Raw genomic sequence first — 15193 nt, 5'->3', positions numbered from 1 at the left:
TCTATGACAACAAGCGTTCTAGACCTTTTTTCCATCGGCATCGGGCCTTCAAGCTCGCATACCGTGGGGCCGATGCGGGCTGCCCGCGCCTTCCTGAATGGCCTTGAGGAAGCAGCCAAGCTTGGCTCTGTGTCGCGCGTGCGGGTGAAGCTTTATGGCTCGCTCGGGGCCACGGGCCGCGGTCACGGGTCGGACGGCGCGGTGATTCTTGGCCTGATGGGCGAGGAACCGGCAAACGTGGATGTGGACAAGGCCGCCGACATGATCGCCGAGGTGCGTGAGCGTGCCAGCATCCGGCTGAACGGTAGCCGCCCTGTCCCCTTCGAGGAAGGCACCGATCTGGTGCTGCTGCCGCGCGAACGGTTGCCCTTCCACCCGAACGGCATGCGTTTCACGGCGGAAGCCGCTGACGGCACCGAGCTTGCGAACGTCATCTATTATTCCATCGGCGGCGGTTTTATCGTCTCGGAAGCTGAGGCCGCGAAGGATGCCTTCAAGGCACCGCCCGTGAAGGTGCCCTATCCCTTCTCGTCGGGGGCCGAGCTTCTCGCCCACTGCGAAAAGGCCGAGAAATCGATCAGCGATATCATGTTCGCGAACGAGAAGGTCATGCGCTCGGCTGACCAGATCCGGGCGGAGCTTTTGAATATCTGGGCGGTGATGCAGGAATGCGTGAAGCGCGGCTGCAATTCGGATGGCATCATGCCGGGCCTGAAGATCAAGCGCCGGGCATCAAGCCTTTATCGTCAGCTCGCGAACCGCGCCGAAGCCGCCCTTACCGATCCGCTGACGATCCTCGATTGGGTCAATCTTTATGCGCTCGCCGTGAACGAGGAAAACGCCGCCGGGGGCCGTGTGGTCACCGCGCCCACCAACGGGGCGGCGGGCATCGTGCCGGCGGTCCTCCACTATTACACCCGCTTCGTGCCCGGTGCGAATGACGCGGGCGTTGTGAAATTCCTGCTGACCGCCGGGGCCGTTGGCATGCTTTTCAAGGAAAACGCGTCCATCTCGGGCGCGGAAGTCGGCTGCCAAGGCGAGGTCGGCTCGGCTTGCTCGATGGCGGCAGCGGGACTGGCTGAAGTAATGGGCGGCACGCCGGCGCAGGTTGAAAACGCCGCCGAGATCGCGATGGAGCATAATCTTGGCCTCACCTGCGATCCCATCGGCGGGCTTGTGCAGGTGCCGTGTATCGAGCGGAACGCGATGGCCTCGATCAAGGCGATCAATGCGGCGCGCCTCGCGCTCAAGGGCGATGGCACCCATTTCGTCAGCCTCGACAAGGTGATCCGCACCATGCGCCTCACCGGGCGTGACATGAAATCCAAATATAAGGAAACGGCGCGGGGCGGCCTTGCTGTCACCGTACCGATTGAGGCGACGGTCGTCGATTGCTGACGGCGCTTCACAAGGGAAGGAAACGGCCATGAAGATCGGCACCCCCAACTCACCCACCGCCACCCGCGTGATGCTTCTGGGCGCCGGCGAGCTTGGCAAGGAAGTCATCATCGCCTTGCAGCGCTACGGGGTCGAGGTGATTGCTGTGGACCGCTACGAAGGAGCGCCGGGCCATCAGGTGGCGCACCGCGCGCACGCGGTCGACATGACGGATGCGGGTGCCCTGAAGGCGCTGATCGCCAGGGAACAGCCGCACTATATCGTGCCGGAGATCGAGGCGATTGCCACGGACGCCCTCGCCGAGATCGAGGCGTCGGGCGCCGCCACGGTGATCCCGACGGCGCGCGCCGTGCAGCTGACCATGAACCGCGAAGGCATCCGCCGGCTGGCAGCTGAAGAACTTGGCCTGCCGACCAGCAAATATGCTTTTGCATCGTCCGCTGATGAAATCCGCAAGGCGATCGAAGGCAACAAGGGCACTGGCTATCCCTGCTTCGTGAAGCCGGTGATGTCCTCCTCCGGCAAAGGGCAGAGCCTCCTGAAGGGGCCCGATGATGTGGACAAAGCATGGGACTATGCCGAAGCGGCGGGTCGCGTGAAGGGTGCGCGGGTCATCGTGGAAGGCTTTATCGATTTCGAGTTCGAGATCACGCTCCTGACCGTGCGCTCAAAAGGCCCCAGCGGGCTTGTTGAAACCAGCTTCTGCGACCCCATCGGCCATGTGCAGCAATCGGGCGACTATGTGGAAAGCTGGCAGCCGCAACCCATGAGCCCGACGGCCCTTGCCCGCGCCCGCGACATTGCCAAGGCCGTGACCGATTCCCTTGGTGGGCTTGGCATTTTCGGGGTCGAGCTTTTCGTGAAGGGCGATCAGGTCTGGTTCTCGGAAGTCAGCCCGCGGCCGCACGATACGGGGCTTGTCACGCTTGTGACCCAGCACCAGTCGGAATTTGAACTGCATGCCCGTGCGCTGCTGGGCCTGCCGACCGATACGGCGATGGCGTCGCCGGGGGCAAGCGCCGTTATTTATGGCGGCATGGAAGAGCAAGGCATCGCCTTTGAAGGGCTGGATGAAGCCCTGCGTGTGCCCGAAACCGAAGTGCGCCTTTTCGGCAAGCCCGAAAGCTTTGCCCGCCGCCGCATGGGCGTGGCCGTGGCACGCGGCGAGACAGTTGCCGAGGCCCGCGCCCGCGCCAAGGAAGCAGCGTCCCTTGTGCGTCCGGTAAAGGGTTGAGCGCGTGCGGCCCCTGAAGCAGAAGAAGATAGGACTCCTTGGTGGCATGAGCGCCGAGGCGACGAGCGAATATTACCGCATGATCAACGCCGCCGCGAACGCGCGGCTTGGTGGCTGGGATATTGCGGAAACGGTGATCATCGGGGTCAATTTCGGCAATATCGAATATTGGGTGCGGAACGACGGCTGGGACGCACTTGGCGACTATCTCGCCGAAAAGGCGGTTGCCGCCGAACGCGCCGGGGCCGATTTCCTGATCTGCGCTTCCAACACCGTTCACCGGGTATATGAGCGCTTCACTGACGGCATCAGCATCCCCTTCCTCCATATCGCGGACCCGACCGGTGCTGCGATCAGGGCGGCGGGGCTGAAACGCATCCTCCTCCTTGGCACATACCCTGTGATGTCGGCGCCCTATATGCGGGACTATTATGCCCGCAATTTCGGGCTCGAGATCATGGTGCCGGATGAAGCCGAGCGGCGCGATGTGGACCGGATCATTTTCGATGAGCTTTGCAAGGGCGAGATCAGCCTGGCCTCGAAAGCGCGCTATCTGGAAATCGCCGACAAATACCGGGCGGCAGGCGCCGAAGGCCTGATCATGGGCTGCACCGAGATTTGCCTGTTGATCGCTCAGGCTGACCGGCCCGATTACCCGATGTTCGATACCGCCGGGCTTCATGTGGACGCGGCGGTCGCCATGGCGCTGGAGCCCTGACATGCCGGCGGGCGAGGGGCTGTTCGCGGCGATCCATGATCTGGTGCGGATGATCCCGCCGGGGCGGGTGGCGAGCTACGGGATGATCTCCACCCTCGTGCCCGGCTCCACCCCGCGCATCGTCGGCTTTGCCATGAACGGCCTGCCGACGGATACCGATGTGCCATGGCAGCGTATTATCAATGCCTCGGGCGGCATCAGCCCACGGCCCGGATCGGAGCGCCAGCGCATCGCGCTTGAGGCCGAAGGGATCGAGTTTTCAAAGTCCGGCAAGGTGGACTGGAAGAAAGTCGCCTGGGAAGGGCCCGGCCCGGACTGGTGCGAGGCCACGGGCTTCGATATGGTCGATTATATGAGCATCATCCGGCACTGGCCGGGTTAATGGGAGGATTTCATGAGAGCTGCAGCCATCCTGATCGCCAGCATCGGTTTCACCTTTGCGGCCTCGGCCGACGATATCGTTTTCCACAGCATGGAAGGCGCTAACGCCAACCTGCCTTTCTCGGCGGCGGTGGAAGCGGGCGGCTTCGTCTTCGCCTCCGGCCAGATCGGTGACAAGGACGGCAAGCTCGTCGAGGGCGGCATGGCCGCCGAAGCCCGTCAGGCGATGGAAAACACCAAGGCAGCGCTCGCCCGCGCCGGTGTGGGCATGGACCGGGTGGTGAAATGCACGGTTTTCCTCGCGGACATCAGCGAATGGGCCGATTTCAACAAGGTCTATGTCACCTATTTCCCCGGCAACAAGCCGGCCCGCAGCGCCTTCGGGGCCAATGGCCTCGCCATGGGTGCGAAGGTCGAGCTTGAGTGTATCGCGAAGAAGTAGCTTTCAGTCGGCCAGGAACCGCGCTTCGACGGCATCGACGCGCGGATACATATGGAACCAGGGCCTGGTTTCCGTAAGGACGCGCGCAAAGGATGGCCGCTCGCACAGCCGTTCGAAATAGGCGGCGAGAAGGTCGTTATCTTCCCCGAAAGGTTCCAGCGTGCGGGCATAGAACAGGGCAGGGGCCGCCGCGCAGTCAGCAATGCTGAACCGGTCCCCCGCCGCCCAAGTGCGGCCATAGAAATGCCGGTCGAGCATCCCGTACGCCGCCTTCAGCGTGGTGTGGGCTTCAGCTACGCCGATGGTGTCGTGCCCGCCCTCCGGGCGGAAGCCGTCGCCGATGATCTTCTGCACGGGCGTCATCACATAAAGATCGAAAACCCGGTCCATCTTGCGAGCCATCAGGCAGGCGTCGGCATCGGTCGGCAACAGGGGCCGGGCGCCGGGATAATGCTGATCCAGATATTCGATGATGATCGACGATTCGGTGGCCGTTTCTCCGCGCGTTTCGTCAACCAGTGCCGGCATCTTGCCCATGGGCGAGATTTCGAGGAATCGTTCGCGCTCCGCCGGGTCCATCAGGTTGAGGATGGCCGGGGTGAAGGGCACGTCCAGCTCATAAAGGCCGATCAGCACCTTGTGGCAATAGGACGATAGCGGATGATAGTGCAGTGTCAGCGCCATTGGCGGCTCCCCCTTCCGGTCAATGGGCCGAGCCTACAGTGTCAATGTGCGCCCGTCTCCCCCAACCTGCAGGTGGGATTTTTGGGGGCTTTGTGATATGCTTGCCCTACATCTGTATTGCGTCCGACTGGTCCTGAAACCCCGACCGCTAGGAGGCCGAAAATGTCTATGTCCCCCACGATCCAGACCTATCTTCAGAAGAAGGGTGTCGCCTTCGACCTGATGCCGCACGACCGCGCCGTCACCGCGCAGCGCATCGCCCGCGTCGCCCATATTCCGGGCGCCGAGCTCGCCAAGGGCGTGCTCCTTAAATCCGATCACGGCTATTTGGTGGCCGTGGTGCCCGCCTCGCACCAGATCGACCTTGCCGAACTGAGCCACCGGCTGGATGAACGGCTGGGGCTTGCGAGCGAAGCCGAAGCCAGCCGCATGTTCCCGGACTGCGACCCCGGCGCCGTGCCGGCCCTTGGCACCGCCTATGACATGCGCACCATCGTCGACAAGCGGCTTGATGGCATCGAGGATATCTATTTCGAAGCTGGCGATCACACCACGCTCGTGCATGTGAAGCGCGATGCCTTTGCCCGGCTGATGGACGGCAAGACCGAACACGCCACCATCGCCCGCCGGCACTAGGGCACGGCGCCCTGCACGGGCCACAGGCTTTCGGCATCGGTTCGCCGCACAGGGCATTGACAAGGTCGGTGCCTTTCCGTGAAGTGTGTTTCAACAGAAACAAATTTCCAGGGGGATATCATGATACGACCAGCTAGCGTTTCGCGGCTTGCGATTGCCATTGCACTTGCCACGGCCCTTGCCGCGTGCGGAGACAAGAAGGAAGAGGCAAAAGCACCGGCCGCGCCGACCGCTGCCGAAGCCATGGCCTTCGTGACTGAAGCCGAAGCCCGGCTTGAAACCGACCGCGAATATGCTGCCCGCGCCGCCTGGGTGCAGGCCAACTTCGTGACCGTGGATACGAGCTTCCTTGCCGCCCGCGCCGACGAGGCCTCGACCGCGCTGTCGATGGAACTGGCGAAGGATGCCGCTCGCTTCAACGATGTGGAAGTGGACGCCGAAACCCGCCGCAAGCTTGAAATCATGAAGCAGGGCCTGACCATCCCGGCCCCGTCCGACCCGGCGCTGGCGTCGGAGCTCGCCACCATCAAGGCCGATCTCGATTCCATGTATGCCACCGGCAAATATTGCAAGGAAGACGGCACCTGCCTGAATGACCGCGACATCATCCGCATCATGGCAAGCTCCCGCGATCCGGAGGAATTGAAGGACGTGTGGGCTGGCTGGCGTCAGGTCTCGGCCCCCATGAAGGACAAATATGCCCGCATGGTGGAACTGGCGAACGCCGGTTCGCGCGACCTCGGCTTTGCCGACACCGGCGCGCTGTGGCGGTCGGGCTATGACATGCCGGCCGACGATTTCACGGCAGAAACCGAACGCCTCTGGGGGCAGGTGAAGCCGCTGTACCAATCGCTGCAGTGCCATGTGCGCGCCAAGCTTTCCGACTATTACGGCAGCCGCACCATGCCGCAGGACGGCACCATTCCGGCGCATCTTGTGGGTAACGTCTGGGCGCAGCAATGGGGCGAGATTTTCGATCTGGTTGCCTCGGGCGACGCCGACCCCGGCTATGACCTCACCGCCCTTCTGAACGAGAAGGGCTATGACGCGATGAAGATAGCCAAGACGGGCGAACAATTCTTCACTTCGCTCGGGATCCCGGCGCTGCCGGAAACCTTCTGGGAACGTTCGCTGATCACCAAACCGCGCGACCGCGATGTGCAGTGCCATGCGTCCGCCTGGGATATCACCACGTCGGACGTGCGGATCAAGATGTGCACAGAGGTGACGGGCGAAGACTTCCGCACCATGCACCACGAGCTTGGCCACATCTTCTATTACACGAACTATGCCCCGCAGAGCATCCTGTTCCGCGGTGGCGCGCATGATGGCTTCCATGAGGCAATCGGCGATGCCGTGGCCCTTTCCACGACGCCCGCTTATCTGGTGGAACTCGGTCTCCTGGATGAGCAGCCGGACGCTGCGGCCGATATCGGGCTCCTTCTCAAGCAGGCGCTCGACAAGGTTGCCTTCCTGCCGTTCGGCCTGATGGTCGATCGCTGGCGCTGGGGCGTGTTCAACGGCGAGATCACGCCGGATCATTATAACGAAGCCTGGTGGAAGCTGCGCCGGCAGTATCAGGGCCTGTCGGCACCGGTGGAACGCACCGAGGCTGACTTCGATCCGGGTGCCAAGTATCACATCCCGGGCAACACGCCTTACACCCGTTATTTCCTTGCCCATATCCTGCAGTTCCAGCTTTACAAGGCTGCGTGCGAACAGGCCGGGTTCGATGGCCCGCTGCACCGCTGCAGCTTCTATGGCAACAAGGAAGTGGGCGAGAAGCTGAAGGCCATGCTGGCCATGGGCGCCTCGAAGCCGTGGCCCGAAGCGCTGGAAGCTTTCGCCGGTACCCGCGACATGGATGCCTCGGCTGTTCTGGCCTATTTCGCGCCGCTTCAGGCTTGGCTCGACGAGCAGAACAAGGACCGCAACTGCGGCTGGGAATAATCCTTCCCGCTAGCGACCAGACAAAGGCCTCCGCATCTCGCGGGGGCCTTTTTTATTGGGAAAATTGATCACAGTCATACTATCGTTCAATTGGACGCCCTAGGCTGCGTCTGCGAGCATTTGAAAGACCGGACGAAGGCAGCGGGCCTCATCACGGTGTATCGCTCGCCAGTATCTGTCCTGACTTACCGGTTCACAGAATTTCGCACCGTTTCACACGGTGTTCGGGTTTTGAAGCTGCATCATCTGCACGCATACGGTCCCTGAAGGAGGATATCATGATGGATGGAAGCGACGGCCGCACCACTGGCAAATGCCCCGTGATGCACGGCGGGATTACGGCAACAGGCACGACAGTCATGGACTGGTGGCCGAAAGCGCTCAATCTCGACATCCTGCACCAGCACGACACCAAGACCGACCCGATGGGGGCGGATTTCGATTACGCCGAAGAAGTGAAGAAGCTGGATGTGGCGGCCCTCAAGGCCGACCTGAAGGCACTGATGACCGAAAGCCAGGACTGGTGGCCGGCTGACTGGGGTCATTACGGTGGCCTTTTCATCCGTATGGCGTGGCACGCGGCGGGCACCTACCGCACCGCAGACGGGCGCGGCGGTGGCGGCACTGGCAACCAGCGTTTCGCACCGCTCAACTCTTGGCCCGATAACGGCAACCTCGACAAGGCCCGGCGCCTCCTGTGGCCGATCAAGAAGAAATACGGCAACAGCCTCAGCTGGGCCGATCTCATCATCCTTGCCGGCACCATGGCTTACGAATCGATGGGGCTGAAAAGCTTCGGCTTCGGCTTCGGGCGCAAGGATATCTGGCATCCGGAAAAGGACATTTACTGGGGCGCGGAGAAGGATTGGCTCGGCTCCAGCCGCTATGACGGCGAGGACCGCGAAAGCCTCGAAAATCCGCTCGCGGCTGTGCAGATGGGCCTCATCTACGTGAACCCCGAAGGCGTGAACGGCGTGCCCGACCCGATGAAGTCGGCCAAGGATGTGCGCGTCACCTTTGCCCGCATGGCAATGAATGATGAGGAAACCGTGGCGCTCACCGCCGGTGGCCACACGGTTGGCAAGGCGCACGGCAACGGTGATGCCTCGGTGCTCGGGCCGGACCCGGAAGGCGGTGCCGTGGAAGATCAGGGCCTTGGCTGGCTCAACAAAAAATCGCGGGGGATCGGGCGCAATTCGGTGACAAGCGGCCTTGAAGGCGCCTGGACCACGCATCCGACCAAGTGGGACAATGGCTATTTCAAGATGCTGTTGAATCATGAATGGGAATCGAAAAAGAGCCCGGCTGGTGCCTGGCAGTGGGAGCCCGTCTCGATCACGCCTGAAGATATGCCGGTGGATGTGGAAGACCCGTCGATCCGCTGCATGCCGATCATGACGGACGCCGACATGGCGATGAAGGTTGATCCGGCCTACCGGAAAATCTCCGAACGTTTCGCCAAGGATCAGGATTATTTCTCCGATACCTTCGCCCGTGCATGGTTCAAGCTGACGCACCGCGACATGGGGCCGAAAGCCCGGTACATCGGCCCCGATGTACCGGCAGAAGACCTGCTGTGGCAGGACCCGGTACCAGCTGGCAACCGCCAGTATGACATCGGCAATGTGAAATCGCGGATCGCCGCTGCCGGGCTTTCGGTCAGCGATCTGGTTTCGACCGCATGGGATAGTGCCCGCACCTTCCGGGGGTCCGACATGCGCGGCGGCGCCAATGGTGCCCGCATTCGCCTCGCCCCCATGAAGGACTGGGAAGGCAACGAGCCAAAGCGCCTCGCCAAGATATTGAAGGTCTATGAAGGTATCGCAAAGGATACGGGTGCGAGCGTTGCCGATGTGATCGTGCTTGGTGGCAACCTTGGCATTGAGTTGGCCGCGAAAGCGGCGGGCTTCGATATCAGCGTGCCTTTCGCCGCAGGCCGCGGCGACGCGACCGACGCACAGACAGATGCAGACTCGTTCGACGTGCTGGAGCCGATCCATGACGGCTACAGGAACTGGTTGAAGAAGGACTATGCCGTCAGCCCGGAAGAACTAATGCTGGACCGCACCCAGCTGATGGGCCTCACCGCCAAGGAAATGACGGTGCTGGTGGGCGGCATGCGGGTGATCGGCACCAACCACGGCGGCACCAAGCATGGGGTGTTCACCGCACGGGAAGGCGCGCTGACGACCGACTTTTTCGTCAACCTCACCGACATGGCAAACAGCTGGGTGCCGGCCGCGAACAATCTGTACGAGATCCGCGACCGCAAGACCGGCAAGGTGAAATGGACCGCGACCCGGATCGATCTGGTGTTCGGCTCCAACTCCGTCCTCCGTGCCATCGCCGAGCTTTATGCGCAGGATGACGCCAGCGAAAAGTTCGCGCGGGACTTTGTCGCCGCCTGGGTGAAGGTGATGAACGCCGACCGGTTCGACCTCGCCTGAGGAATGCCGGCGTGAGACCTGAAAAGCCCCCGCATATGTCGGGGGCTTTTTGCTGCCCGGGATACCCCGCCGCAAAAACCGCGTCTTGCTTGTGCCGGTGCCGGCCCCGCATACTTGGGTGTAGCGAGGAAAAGAAGAGGGATAAGATGCAAACCTATATCGCGCTCCTGCGGGCGGTGAATGTGGGCGGCACGGGCAAGCTGCCGATGGTGGAACTGAAGGCCATGTGCGAGGAAATCGGGTTCTCGGCTGTGAAAACCTATATCGCCAGCGGCAATGTGCTGTTCAAAAGCCCGCTTGCCGAGGCCGAGGTGCGGCAGGCGCTGGAAGCGCGGCTTCTGGCCTATGCGGGCAAGCCTGTGGGCGTGATCACCCGGAAGCCTGAAGGGATGGCTGCCGCCCTTGCCGCCAACCCCTTCCCCGGCGAGGCGCCCAACCGCACCCTTGTCACCTTCCTCAACGACCCGCCGCCCGCCGATACGATCACCCGCGCGCGTCATCACATGGACGAGCAGATCGTGCTGGGCGACCGCGAGATTTATATCTTCTATGGTGACGGCATGGCGGGATCGAAGCTGCAGGTGCCCGCCGCCGCCCTTGGCACCTCCCGCAATATCAACACGGTCACCAAGCTTGTCGCGATGGCAGACGCCTTGTGATGACACTTAAGTTATCACTTGACTATTATCGGGCGCCGGTATAGTTAAGTTTCAACTTAACAAATATCAGCGAGGAAAAATCATGTCCGACCCGACCGTCATCCACGGCAATTTCACGATTGTGCGGCACTATAGGGCGAGCCCCGCCAAGGCCTTCGACGCCTTCCGCGACCCGGCGAAGAAGCGCCGCTGGTTTGTGGAAAGCGATGGCTTCCATGTCGATTCCTTCGAGATGGATTTTCGTGTGGGCGGCACCGAACGGTCCTGTTTCCGCTTTGTGGCGGACAAGCCGATCGAGGAAGGCACGCCCTGCATCAACGATACCGTCTATATGGATATCGTCGAGGGCGCCCGCATCGTCACGGCCTATACGATGACGGTCGGGGAGGCGCGGATTTCATCGTCGCTGGCGACGGTCGAATTCCTGCCTGATGGCACCGGCTCCAAGCTTATCTTCACCGAGCAGGCAGCCTTCTTCGCGGGCGGCGACGGGATCGCAATGCGCCAGCAGGGCTGGGAAGAGCTGATTGACCGGCTGGCCCGTTTCCTTGAGGGCACATTATGATCGGCGCAGGGCTCGAACCAGCGACGGTGGATCGCATCTTCCAGGCGCTTGGCGACCCTACCCGCCGGGCGATCCTTGATGCGCTCAGTGCGCAGCCTTCGTCGGTGTCCGATCTCGCCCGGCCGCTTGATATGTCGCTCGCCGCCGTCGTGCAGCATATCCAGGCGCTTGAGGAAAGCGGCCTTGTCCGTACTGAGAAGCAGGGCAGGGTGCGCACCTGCCACCTGATGCCCGAAACCTTCGCGCTGGCCGAACGCTGGCTCAGCGAGCGCCGTACCCTGTGGGAACGCCGCCTCGACCGGCTTGGTGCCTTTCTGGACGAGGAAGAGGGCGAAAACAGCTGACCACACAGGCTGTTGATCGGTGGTGATTTGATCGCCGGATGTTCCCTTGCCAGTCAGTATCCGCACAAGGATTGCGGGGAGACGTGGCATGAACAACAGCCGAACAGGGGCGATCACATTCGCGCGCCTGCCGGAAATTCCGGTGGGCGAGCTGATGGCGCATATGTCCGACCCTCGGCTTGCACGCCATATGCCGCTTCTGACCTTCACATGGGATGAGGCGCGGATCGCCGACTTTGTGGCCGCCAAGGAAGCCTCGTGGCAGCGCGACGGGCTCGGCCACTGGGCGTTCCTACAGGACGGCCGCTATGTCGGCTGGGGCGGTTTCCAGAAAGAAGGGGATGAATGGGATTTCGGGCTGGTGCTGAGGCCCGACTGCTTCGGGGCTGGCCCCGCCATCACCCGGCAGGCGCTTGCCTTTGCACGGTCAGACCCGCGCATCCCGTATGTCACTTTCCTGCTGCCACCCTCGCGCACCCGCTTCCGCGCCTTCACCAGCCTTGGCGCCACCTTTGTGGGCGAGATTGACTATCAGGGAAGCCGGTTCCTGAAGTACCGGCTACTGGCGGCGGTTTAGCCGCGATAGGTCCGCTCAGGCCCTGAAAGGCAGGCTGCGGACACGCGGCCCGCCGGCCCGGGCCAGTGCATTGGCCACGGCGGGTGCTGTAACCGGAATGGCGATCTCACCCATGCCGGAAGGGTCTTTCTCGCTATTGATGATTTCAACGACAATTTCGCGCGGGGCTTCTTCCATGCGCAGGAGCGGATAGGTATCGAAATTGAGCGTTTCGACCCGGCCGCCTTCCACAAGAACCGCCTGCCCCATCGCCGCCGAAAGGCCATCGATGATTGAGCCTTCCGCCTGTTTGCGCACCCCTTCCGGGTTGATGACGGTTCCCACATCGACGGCAGCATAGACCTTGTCGACCCGGAACGATCCGTCCGTCCGCCGGGTCACCTCGGCAATCTGGGCGCAGTAACCGCCAAAGGTGAAATGTGCGGCGATACCCTGTGCCTGACCCTGTGGCATCGGGCGTCCCCAGTTGCCAAGACGGGCGACTGCCTTCAGCACTGATGCCAGCCGGCCCGTATCGAAGACCGGGCCGCCATGACCTTCATAGGGCAGCTCGCGCGGCTCTCCGAGCAGCCGCAGTCGCAATGCGAGCGGGTCTTCGCCAAGTTCGGCGGCAATTTCATCAAGGAAGCTTTGCACTGCGAAAGCGTTGGCAACATGCCCCGGGGCGCGCCAGCTGCCGCGTGGCATGCCGGAGGCCGCCGCGAAATATTCGAGCCTCAGATTATCGGCCAGCCCGGCAGGGAAGTCGTCGGGGAAAAGTTCTGACGTCCATTTCTGATCGGCAGTCACGTTGTCACGGCGACCATATTTCGAGGCGCTTGCCAGTCGGTGCTGCCAGCTGGTCAGTCTGCCATCTGCATCGACGGTTGCGACCAGTTCATGATGGCCGGCCGGGCGGTAATGATCGTGGGCCATGTCGTCTTCGCGGGTCCAGATAATCTTCACCGGCATTCCGCAGGCTTTGGATACGAAGACAGCTTCCGCAGCATGGTCTGACGTTAGCCGCCGTCCGAAGCCGCCCCCGAGCCGGGTGACAATCACCTCAATCTTCAGGCGGTCGTGGCCGGTGAAGGCTGCGGCAAAGCGCGATGCGCCGGACGGGCTCTGGAAGGGGCCGATAACAATGGTGCTGTCTGCCTTCACGTGGGCAATGGCGTTTTGAACCTCAAGCTGGGCATGCGACACGAACGGCTGGCGATACCGCTGACGGAAAAGCCGTGCGCCGGGCGCGTTCAAAGCAGCGTCCACATCGCCGTCGTCGCGAACGATCTGCCCCTGTTCGCCGTCCAGAAGGCGGATACACTGCGCGTCAAACCCGCGTGTGCTTTCATCGGTATGGGGTCCTTTGTCCCAATCGATCACCAGCGCGTCGCGGCCCTTTTTCGCTGCCCAGAAAGTTTCCGCCACAACGGCAACGCCGGCAGCGAGATAGGTATAATCCTTGTCAAGATCCGGGCGCGGCAACACCACAATATCAAGCACCCCCGGCACCGCCCTTGCTGCGGTGTCGTCCACAGCGCGGACTTCACCGTCAAGCCAGGGTGAGCGGGCGATCAGCACTGTCTTGACACCGGGATAGGTGGCGTCGAGCCCATAGACCGTTCGGCCCGTAACGATATCAGGAAGCCCTTTGTCGCGCTGTGGCCTGCCAAGCAGGCGCCATTCGCTGCGAGGCTTGAACGAGGGCTCGAAATCGGCGGGCAGCACAATCCGGTTGGCGTCTGCGACGAGGTCGCCGTAGCCAAGCTGGTCGCCCGTTGCCGGATTGCGGACCACGGATTGTTCTGTTTTCAACATAGTGGCGGCGACACCCCAGCGTTTTGCTGCAGCTTCCAGAAACAAAGCCCGGGTGGCGGCACCCAGCCGTCGCACGTCGGTCCAGGCGCGGGGGATGCCGGTTGATCCACCTGAAAACTGGGGAACGACCCGCCAGTTGACCGTGCCTTCGGCATCTTTGGCGAGCCAGAGCGGCATTGTCTCGACCGTCATCCGCGCAAAATCGGCATCCATTTCTTCGGCAAAGATCATCGGAACCGATGTCATCACGCCCTGGCCCATTTCCGGGCTTGGACAGAAGAAGCGGATTGCGCCATCCGGTGCAATCTCCACCATGGGGGTGATGCTTTCAGCCGCATCGGCTGCAAGGGCAGCCCGCGTGAGAGGGATTTTGCCAACAACGAGCAAAGCGCCACCGGACAGCGCATAGCGGAACAATTCACGACGATTGACGGCAAACGACATCGCACCCCTCCCCATTCCATGCGGAGTAAAGTCTAGCACTTGGGCCAGTCTTTGAAACGCCGGCTCATCGCATCCGGGGCTCGGCTCGTCGCCGAACTAAGCGATCTGCATGCAACTTTGGTTCGGAATTTTGGAGGGTGCACAAAAATCGGCACCCGCATGAGCGACCGGGGCCTGTGTCATGGCGATATTGAGCCATAAAAAAAGCCCCCATTCCGGGGGCTCGTTTTATGACTGGCGGAGCGAGAGGGATTCGAACCCTCGAGGGAGTTGCCCCCCAACACGCTTTCCAGGCGTGCGCCTTAAACCGCTCGGCCATCGCTCCGCACCAATCATGATCCACGTCGCCCCGAGCGGCGGGGCGGTGGTGCGGTCGGCACTATAGTCAAGTTGCTGCCCCGCGCAAGCAGGAAATGTAAGGAAATCACTGCGAACCCCTTGCATTGTCGCGCTGTTTATTATCTGTTTACGATGTTCTCTTAGGCTTGGGGCAAAGGGCCTTGAAATGTGGAGGAGTGGCATGAGCTTTTTTAAAGTCTCCGGACTGAAACACCTGTCCGCGCTGGCGGTCGCCGGTGTTCTGGCGGCGACGACAGTCGGCGTACCCGGCGCGATGGCAGATGTGGGCGCCTGGCGCAAGGCGATGGTGAAACACATCATCGACAAACACATCTATCCGCGTTCGGCGATCCAGCAGGAAGTGGAAGGCACGGCGAAGGTTCGCCTGACGATCGACCGGGCAGGCACCATCGTGACTTACGAGATTGTCGAGCCAACCGGTCAGGCAATCCTTGATGAAACGATCCCGCAGATGCTGGACCGGATGAACCCGGTACCGCCGCCGCCGGATGATGTGCCGGACAGCAACCTTACCTTCGTGCTGCCGCTTTCGTGGCGCCTGCAGTAAGCGAAGACTG

The 15193-nt window shown here is 62.1% G+C and carries 15 protein-coding genes and 1 tRNA gene; 13 read left to right on the top strand and 3 right to left on the bottom strand.

Features of this window, described 5'->3' with window-relative positions:
• Positions 1-3 precede the first annotated feature (3 nt).
• From PH603_RS01010 to PH603_RS00990, 5 genes are read left to right on the top strand one after another with little or no spacing between them, the layout of a single operon-like run.
• A complete protein-coding gene (locus PH603_RS01010; protein ID WP_289504054.1) occupies positions 4-1398 on the top strand; it encodes an L-serine ammonia-lyase in 1395 nt (464 codons plus the stop codon).
• 28 nt (positions 1399-1426) lie between these two features.
• Positions 1427-2632, top strand: a complete 1206-nt coding sequence (gene purT, locus PH603_RS01005) for a formate-dependent phosphoribosylglycinamide formyltransferase (RefSeq protein ID WP_289504053.1) — start codon at positions 1427-1429, stop codon at positions 2630-2632.
• 4 nt (positions 2633-2636) lie between these two features.
• Positions 2637-3350, top strand: a complete 714-nt coding sequence (locus PH603_RS01000; protein WP_289504052.1) for an aspartate/glutamate racemase family protein — start codon at positions 2637-2639, stop codon at positions 3348-3350.
• A 1-nt stretch (position 3351) separates the two neighbouring features.
• Entirely contained in the window at positions 3352-3732 is a 381-nt protein-coding gene (locus PH603_RS00995; RefSeq protein WP_289504051.1) for an MGMT family protein, read from the top strand.
• Between the two features lie 12 nt (positions 3733-3744).
• Positions 3745-4173 (top strand): RidA family protein, encoded by a 429-nt coding sequence (locus PH603_RS00990; RefSeq protein ID WP_289504050.1) that lies wholly within the window; start codon positions 3745-3747, stop codon positions 4171-4173.
• A gap of 3 nt (positions 4174-4176) precedes the next feature.
• Here the strand turns inward: PH603_RS00990 and PH603_RS00985 are convergent, their stop codons facing one another.
• The gene (locus tag PH603_RS00985) at positions 4177-4857 is read right to left on the bottom strand and encodes a glutathione S-transferase family protein (RefSeq protein WP_289504049.1); all 681 of its coding nucleotides are present in this window, start codon (positions 4855-4857) and stop codon (positions 4177-4179) included.
• Positions 4858-5019: 162 nt separating this feature from the next.
• On the opposite strand from PH603_RS00985, the gene PH603_RS00980 reads away from it, so the two are divergent.
• The 7 genes from PH603_RS00980 (at position 5020) to PH603_RS00950 (ending at position 12035) form a co-directional block, all read left to right on the top strand.
• The gene (locus PH603_RS00980) at positions 5020-5493 is read left to right on the top strand and encodes an aminoacyl-tRNA deacylase (protein ID WP_289504048.1); all 474 of its coding nucleotides are present in this window, start codon (positions 5020-5022) and stop codon (positions 5491-5493) included.
• 120 nt (positions 5494-5613) lie between these two features.
• On the top strand, positions 5614-7443 hold the full coding sequence (locus PH603_RS00975) for a M2 family metallopeptidase (protein ID WP_289504047.1): 1830 nt from the start codon (positions 5614-5616) through the stop codon (positions 7441-7443).
• Between the two features lie 281 nt (positions 7444-7724).
• Complete coding sequence (gene katG, locus PH603_RS00970) at positions 7725-9890, top strand: catalase/peroxidase HPI (protein WP_353507430.1); 2166 nt, start codon at positions 7725-7727, stop codon at positions 9888-9890.
• A 146-nt stretch (positions 9891-10036) separates the two neighbouring features.
• Positions 10037-10549 carry a DUF1697 domain-containing protein gene (locus PH603_RS00965; protein ID WP_289504045.1) on the top strand — a complete coding sequence of 171 codons (513 nt, stop codon included), beginning with the start codon at positions 10037-10039 and terminating at the stop codon, positions 10547-10549.
• 82 nt (positions 10550-10631) lie between these two features.
• Positions 10632-11114 carry an SRPBCC family protein gene (locus PH603_RS00960; protein WP_289504044.1) on the top strand — a complete coding sequence of 161 codons (483 nt, stop codon included), beginning with the start codon at positions 10632-10634 and terminating at the stop codon, positions 11112-11114.
• Positions 11111-11458: an ArsR/SmtB family transcription factor gene (locus PH603_RS00955; protein WP_289504043.1), complete on the top strand. Its 348-nt coding sequence runs from the start codon at positions 11111-11113 to the stop codon at positions 11456-11458. Before PH603_RS00960 ends, PH603_RS00955 begins: the two co-directional genes overlap by 4 nt.
• A gap of 88 nt (positions 11459-11546) precedes the next feature.
• Positions 11547-12035, top strand: a complete 489-nt coding sequence (locus tag PH603_RS00950) for a hypothetical protein (RefSeq protein WP_289504042.1) — start codon at positions 11547-11549, stop codon at positions 12033-12035.
• A gap of 15 nt (positions 12036-12050) precedes the next feature.
• Here the strand turns inward: PH603_RS00950 and PH603_RS00945 are convergent, their stop codons facing one another.
• Together PH603_RS00945 and PH603_RS00940 are read right to left on the bottom strand one after the other, a co-directional pair.
• On the bottom strand, positions 12051-14276 hold the full coding sequence (locus PH603_RS00945; protein WP_289504041.1) for a xanthine dehydrogenase family protein molybdopterin-binding subunit: 2226 nt from the start codon (positions 14274-14276) through the stop codon (positions 12051-12053).
• Between the two features lie 235 nt (positions 14277-14511).
• Positions 14512-14601: transfer RNA gene (locus PH603_RS00940), tRNA-Ser, on the bottom strand.
• Positions 14602-14796: 195 nt separating this feature from the next.
• Between PH603_RS00940 and PH603_RS00935 the strand changes: the two genes are divergently transcribed.
• The gene (locus PH603_RS00935; RefSeq protein ID WP_289504040.1) at positions 14797-15183 is read left to right on the top strand and encodes a TonB family protein; all 387 of its coding nucleotides are present in this window, start codon (positions 14797-14799) and stop codon (positions 15181-15183) included.
• The last annotated feature ends 10 nt before the right edge of the window (positions 15184-15193 follow it).

It is taken from the genome of Gimibacter soli, assembly GCF_028463845.1.
GTDB lineage: Bacteria > Pseudomonadota > Alphaproteobacteria > Sphingomonadales > Kordiimonadaceae > Gimibacter > Gimibacter soli.
The sequence above is the reverse complement of the archived record's forward strand: the minus strand, read 5'-3'. Positions and strand labels throughout refer to the sequence as shown.

Bases quoted from the DNA above. Each gene is read 5' to 3' on its own strand.
- PH603_RS01010 (WP_289504054.1), top strand. From the start codon at position 4: ATGACAACAAGCGTTCTAGACCTTTTTTCCATCGGCATCGGGCCTTCA.
- purT (WP_289504053.1), top strand. From the start codon at position 1,427: ATGAAGATCGGCACCCCCAACTCACCCACCGCCACCCGCGTGATGCTT.
- PH603_RS00995 (WP_289504051.1), top strand. From the start codon at position 3,352: ATGCCGGCGGGCGAGGGGCTGTTCGCGGCGATCCATGATCTGGTGCGG.
- PH603_RS00990 (WP_289504050.1), top strand. From the start codon at position 3,745: ATGAGAGCTGCAGCCATCCTGATCGCCAGCATCGGTTTCACCTTTGCG.
- PH603_RS00985 (WP_289504049.1), bottom strand. From the start codon at position 4,857: ATGGCGCTGACACTGCACTATCATCCGCTATCGTCCTATTGCCACAAG.
- PH603_RS00980 (WP_289504048.1), top strand. From the start codon at position 5,020: ATGTCTATGTCCCCCACGATCCAGACCTATCTTCAGAAGAAGGGTGTC.
- PH603_RS00975 (WP_289504047.1), top strand. From the start codon at position 5,614: ATGATACGACCAGCTAGCGTTTCGCGGCTTGCGATTGCCATTGCACTT.
- katG (WP_353507430.1), top strand. From the start codon at position 7,725: ATGGATGGAAGCGACGGCCGCACCACTGGCAAATGCCCCGTGATGCAC.
- PH603_RS00965 (WP_289504045.1), top strand. From the start codon at position 10,037: ATGCAAACCTATATCGCGCTCCTGCGGGCGGTGAATGTGGGCGGCACG.
- PH603_RS00960 (WP_289504044.1), top strand. From the start codon at position 10,632: ATGTCCGACCCGACCGTCATCCACGGCAATTTCACGATTGTGCGGCAC.
- PH603_RS00955 (WP_289504043.1), top strand. From the start codon at position 11,111: ATGATCGGCGCAGGGCTCGAACCAGCGACGGTGGATCGCATCTTCCAG.
- PH603_RS00950 (WP_289504042.1), top strand. From the start codon at position 11,547: ATGAACAACAGCCGAACAGGGGCGATCACATTCGCGCGCCTGCCGGAA.
- PH603_RS00945 (WP_289504041.1), bottom strand. From the start codon at position 14,276: ATGTCGTTTGCCGTCAATCGTCGTGAATTGTTCCGCTATGCGCTGTCC.
- PH603_RS00935 (WP_289504040.1), top strand. From the start codon at position 14,797: ATGAGCTTTTTTAAAGTCTCCGGACTGAAACACCTGTCCGCGCTGGCG.